Source organism: Streptococcus parasanguinis (assembly GCF_040908565.1).
Taxonomy (GTDB): Bacteria; Bacillota; Bacilli; order Lactobacillales; family Streptococcaceae; genus Streptococcus; species Streptococcus parasanguinis_AC.
On sequence record NZ_JBDGEA010000027.1, the window covers coordinates 1 to 18,022 of the forward strand.

Below are 18,022 nucleotides of genomic sequence, written 5' to 3' on the forward strand. Positions count from 1 at the left end.
AAATAAAGGTGATCTTACTCAAGACCAAGAGGTTCAGACCCAAGAGCAAGGTAACTAAAAATACGGTAATAGCCTTGTTGTCTAAAAACCATCTAAAAAACCAGGACATACTAAACTGTTTTTCTTTATTATCCACGGAAAACTCCTTTTCATTTCAACATGTATCTATTTTAGCATTTTTTGAGCGTGAAGTTACGAAAAAACTAGTAAAATCAGAAAGACCATTCCCTTCTTCAACTAGCAATTGCCTTCCAATAGGACCTTTGATATAATAAACCTAACAAATCTTACGAGGTGACCTATGTCTCAATCTATTTATTTCGGTACCTATACCAAAAAAGAATCCAAAGGAATTTACAAGGCACAATTCGACCCTGAAACAGGCGCATTGAGCGATCTTGAACTAGTGGTAGCTGAGCCCAATCCAACCTATATCGCTTTTTCTAAAAAAGGCAATCTTTATAGTGTCGGAGCTGAAGATGGAAAAGGGGGAATCGCTAGTTTTACAGCCGATTTTCAGCCGCTCAATCACGTTATCGAAGAAGGGGCTCCACTCTGCTATGTCTCTGTCGATGAAAACCGTCAACTAGTCTATGGAGCTAACTATCACAAAGGGCAAGTTCTCGTATACAAGATAGAGGCAGATGGGCGTTTGTCCTTTGTCGATGAGGACACTCACCAAGGAAGTGGTCCCCACGCCAATCAAGCAAGTCCGCATGCCCACTATGCAGACCTTACGCCAGATCAGTACCTAATCACGTGTGACCTAGGAACAGACAGTTTGCATGTCTATGATGTCAGTGAGGAAGGAAAACTTACCCTGATCAATCAGTACCAAACAGCTCCAGGTGCAGGACCTCGTCACCTTGTCTTTCATCCCCACTACAAGACTGCTTATCTCATCAATGAATTAAATGCCACAATCGACGTCCTCTTTTATGACGGTGTGGGTGAATTCGAACACTTCCAAACCGTTTCCACACTTCCATCAGACTACGATGGTCAAAAATGGGCTTCTGCGATCAAGCTCTCAGCTGATGGAAAATTCCTCTATGCATCTAACCGTGCTCACAATTCTATCGCTGTATTTAAAGTTGTAGCAGATGGCAGCTTAGAACTCATTGAAATTGTTCCAAGCCAAGGGCTCAATCCACGTGATTTCACTATTAGTCCAGATCAAAACTACCTCATCGCAGCCCATCAAGATTCACCAAATGCTACTGTTTTCAAGCGAGATCTAGCTAGTGGAAAATTAACCCTCCTATCCCACGACTTCTATGTCCCAGAGGCCGTTTGTACGGTTTTCCATTAAGTCGTTTTAGTTGTCAAAGCTCTAAAAAAATGATTAAATAAATGAGAAAAAGGCGCGAGCCTCATTTCATAACTTATATTTTAGGAGATCCAAGCATGAATCCAATGGACTTATTTAACCAAGTAAAAGAAATGATCGAAAAGAAAGATTTCGACGCTGCAAAGAAATTTGTTGAAGACAACAAAGACAACCTCGGTGACTACCTTGAACAAGCTAAAGGGCTTGTTTCTGGAAATGAAATGGTCAGCGGTGCCTTGGACAAAATCAAAGGCTTGTTCTAATAACACTACTCCTCAACGCTGTAGTTGAGGAGTTTTTGTTTGGCTTGATAACAAAAAGATCCTTGAGAAAACTCAAGGATCTTTTTAGTCTAGTAAACTAGATTATTTCTTAAGGTTGTAGAATGATTTCAATCCACGGTATTCAGCTACTTCACCAAGTTGATCTTCGATACGAAGCAATTGGTTGTATTTAGCGATACGGTCTGTACGTGAAAGTGAACCAGTCTTGATTTGTCCAGCGTTTGTTGCAACTGCGATATCAGCGATTGTTGAATCTTCAGTTTCACCTGAACGGTGTGATACAACGGCAGTGTAACCAGCTTCTTTCGCCATTTCGATAGCGTCGAATGTTTCAGTAAGAGTACCGATTTGGTTAACTTTGATAAGGATTGAGTTAGCAGCACCTTCTTCGATACCTTTTTCAAGGTAAGAAGTGTTTGTTACGAAGAAGTCGTCACCAACCAATTGAACTTTACCACCAAGACGTTCAGTAAGAGCTTTCCAACCGTCCCAGTCGTTTTCGTCCATACCATCTTCGATAGTAATGATTGGGTATTTGTTTACCAATTCTTCAAGGTAGTCGATTTGTTCAGCAGCAGTGCGGACAGCAGCTCCTTCACCTTCGAATTTAGTGTAATCGTAAACTTTGCGTTCTTTATCGTAGAATTCTGATGATGCACAGTCAAATCCGATAAATACGTCTTTACCTGGAACATAACCAGCAGCTTCGATAGCAGCGATGATAGTTTCTACACCATCTTCAGTTCCGTCGAAACGAGGAGCGAATCCACCTTCGTCACCAACGGCTGTTTCAAGACCACGACCTTTAAGGATTTTCTTAAGTGCGTGGAAGATTTCAGCACCCCAACGAAGAGCTTCTTTGAATGTAGGTGCACCAGCAGGTACGATCATGAATTCTTGGAAAGCGATTGGAGCATCTGAGTGAGATCCACCATTGATGATGTTCATCATTGGAGTTGGAAGAACTTTAGTGTTGAATCCACCAAGGTAGCTGTAAAGTGGGATTTCAAGGTAGTCAGCAGCAGCACGAGCTACAGCGATAGACACACCAAGGATTGCGTTTGCTCCCAATTTACCTTTGTTAGGAGTACCGTCAAGAGCGATCATTGCACGGTCAATAGCTTGTTGATCACGTACATCGTAACCGATGATAGCTTCAGCAATGATGTTGTTTACATTGTCAACAGCTTTTTGAGTTCCAAGACCACCGTAACGAGATTTGTCACCGTCGCGAAGTTCTACTGCTTCGTGTTCACCAGTAGAAGCTCCTGATGGAACCATACCACGTCCGAAAGCACCTGATTCAGTATACACTTCTACTTCAAGTGTTGGGTTACCGCGTGAGTCTAGGACTTCGCGAGCGTAAACATCAGTAATAATTGACATTTCTTACTCTCCTTATTGAGTTATATTTTTTACTCCTCTATCATATCGTAAATAGGCTATTTTTTCAAGAAAAAACAAGGAAATCTACGAAAATTGAGAAGTTTTTAACAAGAAAACGGTTCCAGTTTCTTTTTTCTTCTATTTTCCCATCATATTTAATTTTTTAGCATTCCTCTACTCTTCCGCTTCGCTTTATGCTATACTATGCTTATGACAGATATTAATAAAACTATTATGGAAAAAGCTGCAGGGCCTACTCGGTTCAATCCGGATGAGCAGCGTCGATTTTTGGAGACTTATGAGGAGCGGGTGATTGCTTCATGCACCTTGAAGGAGGCAAGGGACAAGATGTACCTGGAGCAGTATTCGACAATCCTCACTGATATTTCAGATCGCTTTCATCCTGTTTTGGTCAAGATCTCCCCAGTTTTAGATGAAAGCAGCCAGCTACAATATTTGAAAAAAACCAAGGATCTTGGTCTTGTAGCAAGCATCGTTTCGGATGACTGTCGCCATTCTCCCTTTGGTCTCATCATCCATACGGATCATCCATCTGGAATTTCACCAACAGACATGAATCTCCAGTATCCAAATTTATTTGAAAAGAAAGAAGAGACTGCTAGTACAGAAAAGAAATCATTTTGGAAACGCCTCTTTGGCTAAAGAAAGAACCAATTGAAAAGGAATTTCCTTCTCAATTGGTTTTTTAGTTTGCTTTCATTTTCAAAAGGTTCCCAATATTTCGAGCGCAGGAAATCAGATTCCTTTCAGCATGAGCGAGCGCATCTGCTACCTCACAAGGACCAGGTACGATAGAGAAAGCAGCCTCAATATGATGACTTGGGAAAGCAGGCAAATCCTCCGCTAAGCTACCACAAATAGCAAGCACTGGGATCTTCTCTGGTGTTCGTTTGGCTACCCCGACAGGTGCCTTACCAGAAAGAGATTGGAGATCCATCCTACCTTCCCCGACCACGACCAGATCCGCTTTTTGAACCTTACGATCGAAGTCGATTAGATCCAAACTTTTCTCAATTCCTGAGGAAATCTGACCTCCCGCAAAAGCGACCAAGCCTGCTGCCATGCCACCTCCAGCGCCAGCGCCAGCTATAGACAAGATTCGTGGATCAACTAGCTGATAAAAATCCTCCATAGCCTGGTCGACAGCTGGAAACAGAAGGGGATTTAATCCCTTTTGCCCACCAAAGATATAGGTTGCTCCTTGACTGCCACAGAGAGGATTGGTGACATCCGTTAAGACTTGGAGCTCGATGCCTTGTATAGCTTTTGGAACCGCACTGGTATCTATTCTAGCCACACGACCGATCGAGGCTCCTACAGGACGAAGCAGATGGCCTTGATCATCATAGAAGGCTACCCCTAGTCCGGCTGCCATCCCAATCCCACCATCATTGGTCGCTGAACCACCAATTCCCACACAGATCGTTGTAACCCCTTGGTCAACCAATTGCAAAATCAGTTCACCAATTCCTCGTGTCTCTAGTTCTAGTGGATTGCGTTTTTCAGCTGGGATAGAGCCTAAGCCAACAAGAGAGGCCATCTCAAAAAATGCCATCTCATCTTTTTGGTAGTAAGCCATTGAAACAGGCTTCCCAAATGGTCCTGTTACCTGAGTATGCTTCTTGGTTAAATTTAGAACGACAGCAAGTGTATCCATGGTTCCTTCGCCACCATCCCCTATGGGAAGGAGGTCAAAAGTTACATCTGGTAGAGCCTCTTGAAATCCTTTTTTTAAGGCTTCTGCTACTTGTATGGCGGATAAGGATTCTTTAAATGAATCCGGTGCTAGTAGGATATGCATGCTCTTTCCTTTCTGTGCCTATCAATAATGTCCAACACCAATCTCAAATCTCTTTTCTCAATTCGGTAAGGGGTTTGTGCAGATACAATTGGCTTTGCCATAAAGGCAATCCCGATTCCGGCTGTTTCAATCATGGGAATATCATTGGCACCATCTCCCATAGCAATCGTCTGACTTCGTGGAATATGATTTTCTCTCGCCCATGTCAGGAGGGAGTCTTTTTTTCTTTCAGGTGTCACAATCTCTCCGAGCACTTTCCCTGTCAGACGGCCATCAAAAGTCTGCAAACGATTAGCACGAACCAGATCAATTCCTAAGGACTGAGCGATGGGATCGATAACTTCATGAAATCCCCCTGAAACAAGACCAATCTTGTAACCCCTTTGATGAAGTTCCGTGATTAAGCTTTCAGCACCCGGCGTTACTTCAATCTGCTCCAAAATTTTCGGAAAGATAGAGGTCTCTAATCCCTTCAATAAAGCAACACGCGCCTCTAAAGATGCTGAAAAATCCAGCTCGCCATTCATTGCTTGTGCCGTGATCTCTGCTACTTTTTGTCCCACGCCAGCTTCTTGAGCTAGTAAATCAATTCCTTCTTGTTGGATCAAAGTTCCATCTACATCCATAAGGAGGAGACCTGTTACTTCTTTCATCGCTTTCCTTTCTTATTTCTCCCTTACTATACAAAAATAGGGTTTAAATTTCAAGTTTCAATGATGATTTGAAGATAAAAAAATGACCTTCTAATAGGTCATTTTTCTGTTATTAGAAGCGAATTTGCTCCCGGGTTTTTTCATAGGAAGTAACAAAGCGATCGGTTACACCAGCTTCTACCATTTCCAAAGCATCTGAGATGACTTTGAAGGAAGCTGCATAGTCGTATTCTCTTTCGAAAATATAGAGTGACTCGTCAAAGGCTGCCTGCACATGATCATCAAAGGAACGATAGCGATTTGAGTATTGCAACAGCTGCTCTGTTAAAGTCGCATTTTGCACAATACGATAAGTTGCTTCTTCCAATTCATTCATGTCGTTAGTTAAAATTTCCAACAAACGATTGGTTGATTCGATGTTGATTTTATCCCCTTCCAACTCATCCATCAAAGCCTCTGTATTGTTGCTTGCTGTGAAGAATAATTCCAAGAATTCTTGAGGGATTCCTGGCAAGTTGCGCTTGTCCATATAGCGTTTAATAGCATGCAAACGGTTGGCATAGATGTTGACTTTTTGGCGAGCATTGGCATCGTCTTTTTCAATTTTTGAAAGGGAATCACTTAAGCTGATTTGCTCATCTTCGATTTCTTTCAAGCGAGCCTCAATAGCTTCTAACTCTTCTTCTACGATAGAATAAGCTTTTTGTGTTTCAGATGAATCTTTCAAGGCATCTTCTACCACATTTTCTTGTGAAGATAGCTCAGCTTCCAACTCTTTTAACTGTTGGCTGAAGCCTTCATTCAAGACAAATGTTTTACCAAGACGTTCCACTTCTGTCGCAAGGTTGCTGTTATTATCTTTTGCGTGTTTCAAATAGCCAGGCAGTTGTTTCACTAACTTCTTCACAACTTTTTGTGATTCAATTTCACGTGTAAAGATGTGATACAAAGAATCAATTTCTTCCTGAATTTGTTCATTTTCATAAATGGCATTGTCCAATTCAAGGGCAGATACATTGGCCATATTGTTCTTCAAGGAAGCATGCAACTGTTGGAAACGGGATTCAATATCAGTTTCAGTGAAGTGGTAGCCAGATTCCAAAAGCTTGCGGTAGCCACTTTCTAAATCCTCCAATTGATCTGGAAGTTTTGACTGAAGGGCAGTGACAATTTCTGGCACTCGTTCAACAATTTGTTTTAAGGCTACGATATGATTCTCAGCTGTGTCTAGGATTTCAGCCGCTTCAACAGGGTCACCTGAAGAATTCAAGGTTACAAATTGTGAAAACTCAGCTTGGATATTTCCAATTTGTTTTTCAATTTCAGGAAGAGCACTACCATAACGTTCTGGGTCCGAAGTAACTTCTTTTTGAAGTTCCTCGAACATATCTAAGGCATGAACTACACGACCGCTATTCTTTTGTTCCTGCTCTTCAAGATCAGAAAGGGCTTTGCGAATCGCCTTGATATCTTCGTCGATCAATTGGATCTGACTTTCGATATTGTCAATGGCTTGTTTGGCCTTCATGAAACGGAAAGAATTATTATAGCCTTCCGCTTCAAAGAGATTGTTTTCGATATCAGCAAATGAATTCAAGGATAAATCTACCCATTTTTGATTCCATTCACGAAATGCAATTTGACTTTGACCAATCAAATGCATGTTTTTTACAGCCTCTACTTCATCGTTGACTGGAAGGTTGTATAATCTTTCTTTTCGTTCTTCCAGTGCTGCCAGTAAGGCTTCATTTCGTTTTCTCAAAATTACTGCAACCACATATCCGACAATCAAGATAAGGGCTACAACAAAGATGAGAGCAATTAGTCCACTAGACATATAAAAACTCCTTCATCGTATTACTTGCACGTAATCCTTGTCATTATACCATAAAATATCCATTAATGGGAAGCGTTCAGTAAATTTTATACATCGAGTGTACTATATTCAGCATTTTCTTCGATGAATTCACGACGCGGTTCCACCCGATCCCCCATCAACATATCAAATATCTTATCAGCTTCCGCAGCATCGTCTACTGATACCCGTGCCATCAAGCGGTGTTCTGGATTCATGGTTGTTTCCCATAATTGGTGATCATCCATTTCTCCAAGCCCTTTATAACGTTGGATGGTTGGTTTTGAGCGACCTTCTGAATAGCGTTCCAAAGCTGCAGCTAATTCGGCTTCTTGGTTGGCACCAGGTTGGATATATTCTTTGATTTCACTACCGACTTTGACCCCATAGATTGGTGGTTGCGCAATATAAACATATCCCGCTTCCAAGACTGGTTTCATATAGCGATAGATCAAGGTCAATAGAAGGGTTCGGATATGAGCGCCATCGACATCGGCATCGGTCATGATGACTAATTTTTGATAACGCGCTTTTGTAACATCAAATTCTGCACCAAATCCAGTTCCCATAGCAGTAAATAAACTACGGATCTCTTCATTGGCTAGAATTTTATCCATACTTGCTTTTTCAACGTTCAAGATCTTACCACGGATTGGTAAAATCGCTTGGAATTCCCGATTTCGACCAGATTTTGCAGATCCACCGGCTGAATCCCCTTCGACGATAAAGAGTTCTGTTTCTTGTGGATTATTTGAAGAGCAATCTGCCAATTTACCAGGTAGGTTGGAAATCTCAAGCCCTGATTTCTTACGGGTCACCTCCCGTGCCCGCTTAGCAGCTACACGAGCTTTCGCCGCTAAAATCCCTTTTTCGACGATTTTCTTAGCAATTTGCGGATTTTCCAAAAGGAAATCAGAAAAGGCATCACTAAAGAGTCGATTGGTAATTTTAACAACTTCTGAATTTCCAAGTTTGGTCTTGGTTTGTCCTTCAAACTGTGGATTTGGATGTTTAACTGAGATAACTGCTGTTAAGCCTTCTCGAACATCTTCTCCAGTTAGATTGTCTTCGTTTTCTTTTAAGAGTTTATTTTTCTTAGCGTAATCATTGATGACACGAGTGAGAGCTGTACGGAAACCTTGCTCGTGGGTACCACCTTCATGGGTATGGATGTTATTGGCAAAACTCATGACCGTCTCATGGTAGCCAGTGGTATATTGCATGGCTACTTCAACCGTAATATCATCCATTTCCCCATCTGTGTAGATCGGAGTTTCAAAAATGACATCCTTGTTTTCATTGATGTATTCAACGTAACTAGAAATCCCACCTTCGTAGTGGTAATGCTTTTCTTGCTCCAAGCCTTCTCGCTTATCCGTTAAGGAAATACGCAAACCACGATTTAGAAAGGCTAATTCTTGAATCCGTTTGTTCAATTTTTCAAAATCATACTCGGTCGTTTCCGTGAAGATTTCTGGATCTGGAATAAAGTGAACGGTTGTTCCTGTGCGGTCTGTTTCCCCAATGATCTTTAAATCATCTACAACATGTCCGCGTCGATATTCTTGGTAATGGATACTGCCATTTTTATAGACACGAACGTCGAGGGATGTGGAGAGGGCATTTACTACGGAAGATCCTACCCCGTGAAGACCACCAGAAACCTTGTATCCACCCCCGCCGAATTTTCCTCCGGCGTGAAGGACAGTAAAGACGGTTTCAACGGCAGGGCGACCTGTCTTTTCTTGGATATCCACTGGGATCCCACGACCATCATCGACAACCGTGATCGAATTATCTGCTTCAATGAAAACTTCAATATGGCTGGCAAAACCGGCTAAGGCTTCATCAATTGAGTTATCCACGATCTCCCAGACTAGGTGATGAAGACCTTCTTTTGAGGTGGATCCAATATACATCCCAGGACGCATTCGAACAGCTTCTAGTCCTTCCAAGACCTGAATCTGACTGGCATCATATTCTTGTGCTTGCATTTCTTGTTGTTTATCCTCTGTCATAATTTCCCTTTTCTATTCAAAAATAAACTGGTGTAGGTGTGGCATAGAGTCGAATAAATAGGTTGTTAAGCCAGCTGCTTGACCAGCTACAATATCAATCGGACGATCTCCAATCACTAAACCTTTTTGAATCTTGTATTTATCCTTCAAATACAGCATAGAAGATGGATCAGGCTTACGAGGAAAGCCATCATCTGCTGTGACAATCTCAGTAAAGAAGGGAGCAATGCCCGTCTGATCAATAAGGGTCAAAACTTGGCGATCTCGATGAGACACCAAAAAATGCCGTCCTCCATGTGATTGGATCTCTTCTAGTAACTCTTTTGCTCCCTCAAATAAGACCGGCTCTTGCAAGCCCAAAGCTTCTTTTTTCTTGTACTCCGTACGAAAATTAGGAATCTGAGGTGCAAAGGTTTGAATTGCATCCTGAGTTGAGATTTTTAATGCTGCATAAACAGAATCATGATCGGCTTGAATGTGAAAATTCTTCAATGTCGCAACAAAGGCTTTTGTTGACGTTTCATAATTATCCAAGAGCGTTCCACCAAGATCCCATATAAAATCATGATAATTCATAGTCAATATTATACCATAAATGAACAAAAAAAATAAGCTAAAACCCTCATTTAGGGGGGATTTTAGCCAGTTTTTAAAGTCATTTTGTTTCAAATCAAAGAGAGGGCTTTTTCTGTCATAAAATGTTATCTTTCAGCAGAAAAATGGTGTTCAAAAGAACCCTTTTAGGCATCTCCAAAGACGTCTTGATAGAGCATTCCATGACGAAGGCTTTGGGCATCTCCTCCAAAATGATCCACCAAGGTATAAGCTAAGGCTAGCGCAGTTGAAGGTCCGCGACTGGTGATGAGATTTCCATCTGTTACTACAGTTTCTTTCTGATAGTGTCCATCTTGAATCTCTTCTTCAAAACCATCGTAACACGTATAGTTTTTATCTTTTAAGAGGCCAGCGCGAGCCAAGACAATTGGCGCTGCACAAATCGCAGAGATGGTTTTCCCTTTGCCACTTTCTTGTTGAAGAGCTGTAATCAATTCTTCATTATCCCTCAAATTCGCTGCTCCCGGCATTCCACCGGGTAAGAAAATCCCATCATAATCAGATAAGTCTCCATTCCACAAGCGGTCAACTTCAACTGTGATCTGGTGAGAACCTGTGACTGTTTCTTCCATACCAATCAAGTCACAGTCGATCCCAGCACGTCTCAAAACATCGACAATTGTTAAGGCTTCAATTTCTTCAAACCCATTCGCTAAAATAGTAGCTACTTTTTTCATGTGTATACCTTCTTTCTATTGCGCTCTTTTTAGAACGACTTTTTTACGAATCGGTACTAGCTCTTTTCTGTCTTTCTTTTTGCTACTTTGGTTGAATATGGACAGAACTAGACCAATACCAATCAGATTACTAATAATAGAGGACCCACCTTGTGAGATAAAGGGGAGAGGAATCCCCGTCAAGGGGAGAAGGCCCGTTACCGCTCCGATATTTTCAAAAATGTGAAAAACCATCATCATAATAAATCCAATGGAAATATAGGTGTAAAATTGGTTATTTGACTGGAGGGAGATTTTTAAAATACGGTAAATCAGGGTCACATATAAAATCAACAGCACAAGAGCTCCAACAAAACCAAAATCTTCTGCTATTACTGTAAAGATCATATCACTTTCTCGCACAGGAACCAGTAAATTGGATACATTGAATCCTAGGCCTAAAAGTCCTCCACTCGCTATTGCTAACTGTCCTTGTGCCTGCTGGTAGGTGGTTGTTTGTGCGTAATCAAAAGGATTTAACCAGGCCAAAATCCGATTGATTTGATAGGTTGGCATTCCTAGTTGCTGGTGCAGAAAAGCCCGACCGCCTTCAGATAGAAAAAGGAAAAGAAAGCCTGCTAACCCACCTGCTAGAACTATAATGACCGGCAAGATAATTTTCCAGGAAACCCCCGAAACAAGCACTAAGCCTGCAAAGATGGCAAAGAATACTAAGGCTGTTCCCAAGTCATGCTGGAGGGCCAATAAGGCAAAGACTGGGATGGTATAGATGATTAACTCTAAAATCAAAAACCAATCTTGTCGTAACAATCGCTCACGTCCCTTATTTCTTTGAAAAAATCGGACAATGGAACGTGACAGCATCAGAATGAAGGAAATCTTCATAAATTCTGAAGGCTGAAATAAGGTGATGTTCCCATAAGCCACCCAGTTTTTAGCACCAGTCGAAGCCACCAAGTTGGGATTATAAAAAACAAGAGGAAGAACCATCAAGGCCAAACCTAATAGATAAAGAAAGGGTGTGATTTTCCAAAGAAATTTCGTACTAAAAATCGTTACAATCAGGCAAATAACACATCCCACACCAATCCAAGCCAATTGCTGCCCCAAAAAAGGCCAAACCATTTTGGGATAATCATGAGAAACCGCCACATAAACGGATAAGATCCCAATCATAAGTAGGGTGAAGACAATCCCAATGATCGAATAATCCAGGTGGATTGTCCAAAAATGATTTTTCTTCATTCACGTTCCTTTCTGTAAAGATTCAATGATGGATTAATAGAGTAACATTTGCAGAATCAAACTAGAACCCGCTACACAGAACCAGGCAATTAAGCCCACCAATAATGGGGTTGCTCCAGCTGAACGAAATTGTTTCCAAGAAACTTTGCTACCAATACCAACCAAGGCCATAGCCATAAAGAGTTGTGAAATTTCCTTTAGATAAGGAATAACGACTTTTGGAACTACCCCAATTGAAGAAAGAATTGAAGCAACAATAAACCAAACGATGAACCAAGGTACGATTTTTTTCAACATCCCTTTTTGGATTCCTTGTTGTTTTGTGCGATACAATTTCAAACCGATTAATCCAAGACATACCGGTACGATCATGAGAGCTCTTGATAATTTTACAATTGTTGCCATTTCACCAGCAGCTTTGCTGTATGAAAAACCTGCAGCCACAACAGATGACGTATCGTTAATGGCCGTTCCTGACCAGAGTCCAAAATGAAAATTAGACATATGCCATAAATGCCCCAATAATGGGAAGATAAAGACTGCTAAAATATTGAAGAAGAAAATCGTCGACATTGAAAGGGCAATTTCTTCTTCATCAGCTTCAATGATCGGCGCTGCTGCTGCAATGGCTGATCCACCACAAATGGCCGTACCAAAACCAATTAAGGTCCGTAGATGAGATTTCAGATGAAAGACTTTCCCAAAGATGACAGCTGCAAGAAAGGCAACTGTTATCGTTGGCAGACTAATCTTCAAAGAAGATACACCTGTAGAGGCAACCGTCGCAATCGGCAAGCTAAATCCCATAAAGATAATCGAATACTGCAACAATTTCTTACCGGACCAGTTCAAGCCTGGTCGTGAATTCTCTGGTAAATCCAAAAATTCATTAAGGGCAATTCCTAAAATTAAGGCAAAAACACTTGATCCAATGATGGGAAACATATTCCCTAAAAACATAGCGCAAAGAGCAAATCCTGCAGCTATAGCAACTCCTAAACTTTTTGTTTTCATTTTTCTATATTCCTCTCAAAAAAGAGCCAGGCTTGATCCACTAGTTGCCTCCTCAGAGTTGTCTGAAGAGGCAAGACTTGTTTTAGCCCATCTAAAATCTGTTTTCCATATCGTTTGGTCACCACTCGATTATCTAATAACAGCACCAAAGATTCTTGATCTTGAGTACGACTGGTTCTTCCAATCGCTTGTTTCAATCTCAAAATAGCAACTGGCAAACTATAGTCATAAAATGGATTCTTTCCTTGCTCTCTTAAATGATTATTCAGTTTTTGAACCATATAATCTTTTGGATTGTCAAAAGGAAGGCGCGTGATGATTTGAATCACTTCTTTTTGTTGGGAAAAATCGACTCCCTCCCAGAAGCTTCCCGTTCCTAATAAAATAGAGCTTTCACCTCGATCAAATCGGCGCTTAATATTAGCTGCATCACCGTTTCGATACTGAGCCAAATGAGGAACCTTCAATGCATTAGATGTTTCCAGTAACAATTCTTTTGAAGTAAACAAAAGAAAAATGGGCTTTCTTAGAGGAAGGAGTTTTTCAACAAGCTGACAAATCTCGTCTGCATAGGCTGCTGGAGATAAAGAAACCACATCTGGAAAATCAGTCGGCACCAGCAATTCCTGGTGTTGTTTGACTTGTGTAGGCACTTGATAAAGTTGCTGTTCCTCATATCCTAACAAAGAAGGCAGGTTCACTTTGCGACTGATCGCAATTGTAGCTGATACAAAGAGCGCCGGCACTTCTTCAGGTACAAACTCCTTAAAGGATAGTAAATCCTCTACTCCTCCATGGAGACGAAGATTCTGGTGGCTTTCAACCACTTCTTTGTCTAACCAAAAAATTTGGTAACGTTCATCAAACAATTCCTTTAGATTCTCTAAAGATTTGTTTTTTAACTCCGATACATCCTGTCGTATTTTTGCTACCGTTGAATCTGATAAAACAGCTGTTTTCCCTTGTTGAACTTCTTTAGAGCAGGCATTTAACTCAAATTGAATACTCTCTAGCAATCGTCGCTGCAGAAGATCTTTTTCCTCTTCGATGGCGTGTTGCAAGCTTAAAAGAAGAGATTGCAAGGTTTCTTCTCTCTGTGAAAACTGCTCTAAAGCAAAGAAAAGTTTTTGCGCTTCATCCACTACCAGAACAGATTCTTGAAGTAAACTCTTATCATCTTCCAGACGGGTTAAGAGATAGGCATGATTGGTCAGAATCACCCGGCTAGTTTTCACTTTTTCTTGACCGAGACGCCAGAAATCTTCCTGATAAAATAGTGAACGTTTCGACAATTGACCATCGTGGCAAATATCAGCTACAAAATGGAGATGACGGTAGAGCTGACCGATTTCACTCAACTCTCCAGTCTCTGTCATGGTCAGCCAAACCAACAATTGCATTTTAAAACGTCGGATCATCCCATTATCTGACTCACTCTGTAAGGTCTCATAAAATTTATCAAGTTGGATGTAATCTTTGGGACTTTTCAGGCTATGAAAGGGAATTTGGAAAAGATCTTGGATGGTCTTTCCTTCCTTCTTCATAATTTGATCCTGAAGAATTTTAGTTGGAACACTCACAAGAATGCGCTTAGAAGTTTTGGCCAAAAGCGTTAACAGATAGGCATAGGTCTTCCCAATTCCCGTTGGCGCCTCGATAAAACTTGGGAGGGAGTACTGCAAACTTTCTTCCACATAGGAGGCAAACTGTTGTTGCTCCGGATAAGCTTCCATTCCTAATAACTGCATATTGAAATCAAATTGCTCTGATAACTGGTAACTTTTTAGGAACTGCTGTGGCTTTCGCAAATAGAGTCCATGAACTTCTTTCAAATGGGAGGGTAAAAAGAGAGTACTGTCTTCAAGCGCATCTTCGATTAAGAGTCGCGATTCATAAATCAAACAATCTGCCATCGATAAGAGATTTTCAACAAAACCTCTCGGAAATGCGACAATTCTTTCTCTCAATTTCAAAAGTAATTGGGCCGTAGCCATGGCATCTGCCAAGGCGGAGTGAGCATGGTGCAAGTCAATGCCGAGCTCAGATGCTAACGCCCCCAAATTATAGCGTTCTAGAGTTGGGTAAAAGACTTGAGACAATTCAACCGTATCAATCCGAGGGGTCGTTAACTCAAATCCCTCCCAAAAGAGGGCTTCTGCCAATAAATTCGCATCAAATTTGACATTATGGGCCACAAAGACGGCATCTTCTATTAATTCAAAAATTTCCTTTGCCACTTGTGCAAACTCTGGTGCTTTGCGTAAGCGAGCATCTGTTAGTCCGGTCAATTGTTTGATGTGCTCATCCAATCGTTCATGGGGATTTACATCTGTTTCATAGGATTGGGTAATTAGGCCATCCTCGATAATAACGATCCCAACCTGAATGATCTTAGCATTGCTCCCAGCACTGGTTGCCTCCAGATCCACAATAGCGTATTTCCGTTTCTGTCTTGTCATAGCACTTAAAATTATATCACGTTTGAGCCAGCTATGCAGATTTTTTTCTCCTTTATCGATGACTTCAATCCTGTTATTTTCCTGACAATTTGATACACTATTCTAGAAAGGAGTCCTTATGAAAATCTATCGTACTGTAAATCCTGTAGCTTATGAAAATACCTACTACCTTGAAAATGAACACTCCCTTATTCTTGTCGATCCAGGTAGCGACTGGGCGACCATTCAAAAACAAATAGATCGCATTGGAAAACCAATTGTAGCCATTCTTTTAACCCATACCCACTACGATCACATTATGAGTCTTGAAAAGGCCCGTCAGAAGTATCATTTCCCACCAGTCTATGTCCATTCGGCAGAAGCCGGTTGGTTGTCTTCTCCTCTCGATAATTTATCTGGTTTGGATCGGCATGCGGATTTAGAAGATGTAGTCTGTCAGGAGGCCGACTTCCTTTATGAAATTCGCTCCGATTACGACATAGCTGATTTCCACTTTTATGTTCTAGAGACACCGGGCCACTCTGCAGGAGGAGTCTCCATCGTCTTTCCTGAAGATCACCTGGTTCTATCCGGTGATGCTCTTTTTCGCGAAACCATTGGACGGACCGATCTTCCAACAGGGAACGCGGCACAGTTACTTAGCAGTATTAGGGAAGAACTCTTTTCCCTTCCATCTTCCTATACCGTCTATCCCGGTCATGGCCCTGAAACTTCTATTGGTCACGAGAAGATGTTCAATCCCTTCTTTAGACAATCTTAAAGAATCATGTATCCTCCTTCCTGTCCTAATAAAAGATACAAAAAAAGCAAGTGTGAACTTGCTTTTTTATTATATCTTAAGAAAACGTCTCATGGAGATTGACGAACCGATCGCTCCAATCAAAATCCCCAATCCAAACAAGCCACCCACCATAATCGGTACCAAAAGATGGGGACTATAAAGATGCAAGTTTTGGTCTGTCAAGTTATTATTCATTGATGTATAGACAACATTATACACGTAGAAAACCAAAGCTGATGGAACCACTGCTCCCAATAGACCAATCCAAGCCCCTTCTAAAAGGAACGGTGCACGAATATAACCATTCTTTGCTCCTACCAGTCGCATGATCTTAATCTCACGACTACGTGAAATGATGGTAATCCGAATAGTATTTGAAATCAAAAAGACTGCAATAAAGATCAATAAGGCGACCCCGATCAAGCCCCAGTTTCGAATAAAGGTTCCAAGGGCAAACAAGCGTTGGGTATCGACCCCACCATCTTTGACTTCAGAGACCCCTTCAATTTTCTTGGCATCTGCCGAGACTTGCTTCACATATTTTGGAGCTGTCGTCTCTACATAATAGGCATCGTAGAGGGGGTTTGCATCTCCATCAAAAATCTTCCAGTTGTTCCCAGCCGTTTTGATCAGTTTATCATACTGTTCTTCCTTGCTAGAAAAATCAACCTTGTCGACATGCTTCATGGCTGTCAGAGCATCGTAGACCTTATGGTAATTTTCATTGGTCACGGTTTGACCTTCTTGTTCAATCTGCTCGCTCTGATCTTGAATATCTTTGCGCATGTATACTACAACCCGCACACTGTTTTGAATATCATCTGAAAGCTTAATAGTATTAGCAATAACAGAGGCGAAAATAGCAACCAAGCTAAGGGTAATCATAACCGAGCTGACTGCTGCGATCGTCATCCAACCATTTCGTTTCAAGCTTTTAAACGATTCAATTAAGTGTCGGAAAAATCTTCTAATCATCGTATCCGTACTCTCCTTCCGCTTCATCACGCACTACACGACCATTCTCAATCGCGATGACACGGTGACGTAAGGTATTTACAATCTGGCTATTGTGGGTCGCCATCAATACTGTGGTCCCCTGCAGATTAATCCGCTCCAAAAGATTCATGATTTCCCATGAATTATCGGGGTCCAAGTTACCAGTTGGTTCATCCGCAATTAGAACTTTAGGGTTGTTGACAATAGCCCGAGCAATCGCTATCCGTTGTTGCTCTCCCCCTGACAATTCATTTGGGAATGAGCGGACCTTGTGTTTCAAGCCAACAAGATCCAAAACTTCCATGACACGCTTTTTAATATTGCGACGACGTTCCCCAATAACCTGCATTGCGTATGCAATGTTTTCATAAACGGTTTTCTTTGGAAGCAATTTATAATCTTGAAAGACCACTCCTACATTGCGTCGCAACATTGGAACATCGCGTTTTTTGATTTTATCCAAATCAAAATTAGCCACTTTCAAGCTTCCTTTATCGTGTTTGACTTCACGATATAAGAGTCGAATAAAGGTCGACTTCCCTGCACCAGAAGGTCCTACAATGTAGGCAAATTCTCCTGGTTCAATTGAGACCGTTACCCCGCGAAGGGCTGTTGTCCCGTTGTCATACTTTTTGACAACATCTTTCATTTCAATCATTGACATGTAATGAAATTCCTTTCATTCTTTTCTGGGTGATTCTCTCAAGCTTATTGGAGACGCCATTTGAGATAGGCATCAATAAAGCCATCAATATCTCCATCCATTACCTTGTCCACCTGCGCCACTTCGTAGTTGGTCCGGTGGTCCTTAACCATGGTATAAGGGGTAAAGACATAGGAGCGAATTTGACTTCCCCAGGTGATTTCTTTTTTATCCCCTTTAAGAG

At 41.3% G+C, this 18,022-nt stretch carries 16 protein-coding genes and 2 pseudogenes; 4 read left to right on the plus strand and 14 right to left on the minus strand.

Annotation, left to right across the window (positions count from 1 at the left end):
* Positions 1–136: pseudogene (locus AB5Y61_RS10150) on the minus strand (AI-2E family transporter); the annotation flags it as partial.
* A gap of 165 nt (positions 137–301) precedes the next feature.
* Here AB5Y61_RS10150 and AB5Y61_RS10155 point away from each other — a divergent pair.
* Positions 302–1,312 carry a lactonase family protein gene (locus AB5Y61_RS10155; RefSeq protein ID WP_368404065.1) on the plus strand — a complete coding sequence of 337 codons (1,011 nt, stop codon included), beginning with the start codon at positions 302–304 and terminating at the stop codon, positions 1,310–1,312.
* 95 nt (positions 1,313–1,407) lie between these two features.
* Entirely contained in the window at positions 1,408–1,593 is a 186-nt protein-coding gene (locus tag AB5Y61_RS10160) for a hypothetical protein (protein ID WP_049497454.1), read from the plus strand.
* Between the two features lie 102 nt (positions 1,594–1,695).
* Here the strand turns inward: AB5Y61_RS10160 and eno are convergent, their stop codons facing one another.
* On the minus strand, positions 1,696–3,000 hold the full coding sequence (eno, locus tag AB5Y61_RS10165; protein WP_003018962.1) for a surface-displayed alpha-enolase: 1,305 nt from the start codon (positions 2,998–3,000) through the stop codon (positions 1,696–1,698).
* A 210-nt stretch (positions 3,001–3,210) separates the two neighbouring features.
* Here eno and AB5Y61_RS10170 point away from each other — a divergent pair, with 210 nt between their 5' ends.
* On the plus strand, positions 3,211–3,663 hold the full coding sequence (locus AB5Y61_RS10170) for a DUF1694 domain-containing protein (protein WP_368404066.1): 453 nt from the start codon (positions 3,211–3,213) through the stop codon (positions 3,661–3,663).
* A 43-nt stretch (positions 3,664–3,706) separates the two neighbouring features.
* Here AB5Y61_RS10170 and AB5Y61_RS10175 read toward each other — a convergent pair whose 3' ends face one another.
* The 9 genes from AB5Y61_RS10175 to AB5Y61_RS10215 all read right to left on the minus strand — a co-directional run bounded on the left by AB5Y61_RS10175 (position 3,707) and on the right by AB5Y61_RS10215 (position 15,358).
* Positions 3,707–4,822: a glycerate kinase gene (locus tag AB5Y61_RS10175; protein ID WP_368404067.1), complete on the minus strand. Its 1,116-nt coding sequence runs from the start codon at positions 4,820–4,822 to the stop codon at positions 3,707–3,709.
* On the minus strand, positions 4,807–5,475 hold the full coding sequence (gene serB, locus AB5Y61_RS10180) for a phosphoserine phosphatase SerB (RefSeq protein ID WP_368404068.1): 669 nt from the start codon (positions 5,473–5,475) through the stop codon (positions 4,807–4,809). The genes AB5Y61_RS10175 and serB overlap by 16 nt, the downstream gene beginning before the upstream one ends.
* Positions 5,476–5,587: 112 nt before the next feature.
* On the minus strand, positions 5,588–7,312 hold the full coding sequence (gene ezrA / locus AB5Y61_RS10185; protein ID WP_368404069.1) for a septation ring formation regulator EzrA: 1,725 nt from the start codon (positions 7,310–7,312) through the stop codon (positions 5,588–5,590).
* Positions 7,313–7,398: 86 nt separating this feature from the next.
* Positions 7,399–9,348 (minus strand): DNA topoisomerase (ATP-hydrolyzing) subunit B, encoded by a 1,950-nt coding sequence (gene gyrB / locus AB5Y61_RS10190; protein ID WP_368404070.1) that lies wholly within the window; start codon positions 9,346–9,348, stop codon positions 7,399–7,401.
* Positions 9,349–9,360: 12 nt separating this feature from the next.
* On the minus strand, positions 9,361–9,924 hold the full coding sequence (locus AB5Y61_RS10195) for an HAD-IA family hydrolase (protein WP_368404071.1): 564 nt from the start codon (positions 9,922–9,924) through the stop codon (positions 9,361–9,363).
* Between the two features lie 164 nt (positions 9,925–10,088).
* Positions 10,089–10,640: a DJ-1 family glyoxalase III gene (locus tag AB5Y61_RS10200; RefSeq protein ID WP_368404072.1), complete on the minus strand. Its 552-nt coding sequence runs from the start codon at positions 10,638–10,640 to the stop codon at positions 10,089–10,091.
* A gap of 15 nt (positions 10,641–10,655) precedes the next feature.
* A complete protein-coding gene (locus AB5Y61_RS10205; RefSeq protein ID WP_368404073.1) occupies positions 10,656–11,885 on the minus strand; it encodes an FtsW/RodA/SpoVE family cell cycle protein in 1,230 nt (409 codons plus the stop codon).
* 33 nt (positions 11,886–11,918) lie between these two features.
* Positions 11,919–12,899, minus strand: a complete 981-nt coding sequence (locus AB5Y61_RS10210; protein ID WP_368404074.1) for a YeiH family protein — start codon at positions 12,897–12,899, stop codon at positions 11,919–11,921.
* Entirely contained in the window at positions 12,896–15,358 is a 2,463-nt protein-coding gene (locus AB5Y61_RS10215) for a bifunctional DnaQ family exonuclease/ATP-dependent helicase (protein ID WP_368404075.1), read from the minus strand. The genes AB5Y61_RS10210 and AB5Y61_RS10215 overlap by 4 nt, the downstream gene beginning before the upstream one ends.
* Before the next feature lie 118 nt (positions 15,359–15,476).
* Here AB5Y61_RS10215 and AB5Y61_RS10220 point away from each other — a divergent pair, with 118 nt between their 5' ends.
* Positions 15,477–16,118 (plus strand): MBL fold metallo-hydrolase, encoded by a 642-nt coding sequence (locus AB5Y61_RS10220; RefSeq protein WP_368404076.1) that lies wholly within the window; start codon positions 15,477–15,479, stop codon positions 16,116–16,118.
* 69 nt (positions 16,119–16,187) lie between these two features.
* Here the strand turns inward: AB5Y61_RS10220 and ftsX are convergent, their stop codons facing one another.
* From ftsX to prfB, 3 genes and pseudogenes are all read right to left on the minus strand, one after another.
* Positions 16,188–17,114 (minus strand): permease-like cell division protein FtsX, encoded by a 927-nt coding sequence (ftsX, locus tag AB5Y61_RS10225; protein ID WP_049514653.1) that lies wholly within the window; start codon positions 17,112–17,114, stop codon positions 16,188–16,190.
* Complete coding sequence (gene ftsE, locus AB5Y61_RS10230; protein ID WP_368404077.1) at positions 17,107–17,799, minus strand: cell division ATP-binding protein FtsE; 693 nt, start codon at positions 17,797–17,799, stop codon at positions 17,107–17,109. Before ftsE ends, ftsX begins: the two co-directional genes overlap by 8 nt.
* 44 nt (positions 17,800–17,843) lie before the next feature.
* A pseudogene (prfB, locus tag AB5Y61_RS10235) lies at positions 17,844–18,022 on the minus strand (peptide chain release factor 2); the annotation flags it as partial.

Excerpts from the sequence above, each read along its gene's own strand:
- AB5Y61_RS10155 (WP_368404065.1), top strand. The coding sequence starts at position 302 with ATGTCTCAATCTATTTATTTCGGTACCTATACCAAAAAAGAATCCAAA.
- AB5Y61_RS10160 (WP_049497454.1), top strand. The coding sequence starts at position 1,408 with ATGAATCCAATGGACTTATTTAACCAAGTAAAAGAAATGATCGAAAAG.
- eno (WP_003018962.1), bottom strand. The coding sequence starts at position 3,000 with ATGTCAATTATTACTGATGTTTACGCTCGCGAAGTCCTAGACTCACGC.
- AB5Y61_RS10170 (WP_368404066.1), top strand. The coding sequence starts at position 3,211 with ATGACAGATATTAATAAAACTATTATGGAAAAAGCTGCAGGGCCTACT.
- AB5Y61_RS10175 (WP_368404067.1), bottom strand. The coding sequence starts at position 4,822 with ATGCATATCCTACTAGCACCGGATTCATTTAAAGAATCCTTATCCGCC.
- serB (WP_368404068.1), bottom strand. The coding sequence starts at position 5,475 with ATGAAAGAAGTAACAGGTCTCCTCCTTATGGATGTAGATGGAACTTTG.
- ezrA (WP_368404069.1), bottom strand. The coding sequence starts at position 7,312 with ATGTCTAGTGGACTAATTGCTCTCATCTTTGTTGTAGCCCTTATCTTG.
- gyrB (WP_368404070.1), bottom strand. The coding sequence starts at position 9,348 with ATGACAGAGGATAAACAACAAGAAATGCAAGCACAAGAATATGATGCC.
- AB5Y61_RS10195 (WP_368404071.1), bottom strand. The coding sequence starts at position 9,924 with ATGAATTATCATGATTTTATATGGGATCTTGGTGGAACGCTCTTGGAT.
- AB5Y61_RS10200 (WP_368404072.1), bottom strand. The coding sequence starts at position 10,640 with ATGAAAAAAGTAGCTACTATTTTAGCGAATGGGTTTGAAGAAATTGAA.
- AB5Y61_RS10205 (WP_368404073.1), bottom strand. The coding sequence starts at position 11,885 with ATGAAGAAAAATCATTTTTGGACAATCCACCTGGATTATTCGATCATT.
- AB5Y61_RS10210 (WP_368404074.1), bottom strand. The coding sequence starts at position 12,899 with ATGAAAACAAAAAGTTTAGGAGTTGCTATAGCTGCAGGATTTGCTCTT.
- AB5Y61_RS10215 (WP_368404075.1), bottom strand. The coding sequence starts at position 15,358 with ATGACAAGACAGAAACGGAAATACGCTATTGTGGATCTGGAGGCAACC.
- AB5Y61_RS10220 (WP_368404076.1), top strand. The coding sequence starts at position 15,477 with ATGAAAATCTATCGTACTGTAAATCCTGTAGCTTATGAAAATACCTAC.
- ftsX (WP_049514653.1), bottom strand. The coding sequence starts at position 17,114 with ATGATTAGAAGATTTTTCCGACACTTAATTGAATCGTTTAAAAGCTTG.
- ftsE (WP_368404077.1), bottom strand. The coding sequence starts at position 17,799 with ATGTCAATGATTGAAATGAAAGATGTTGTCAAAAAGTATGACAACGGG.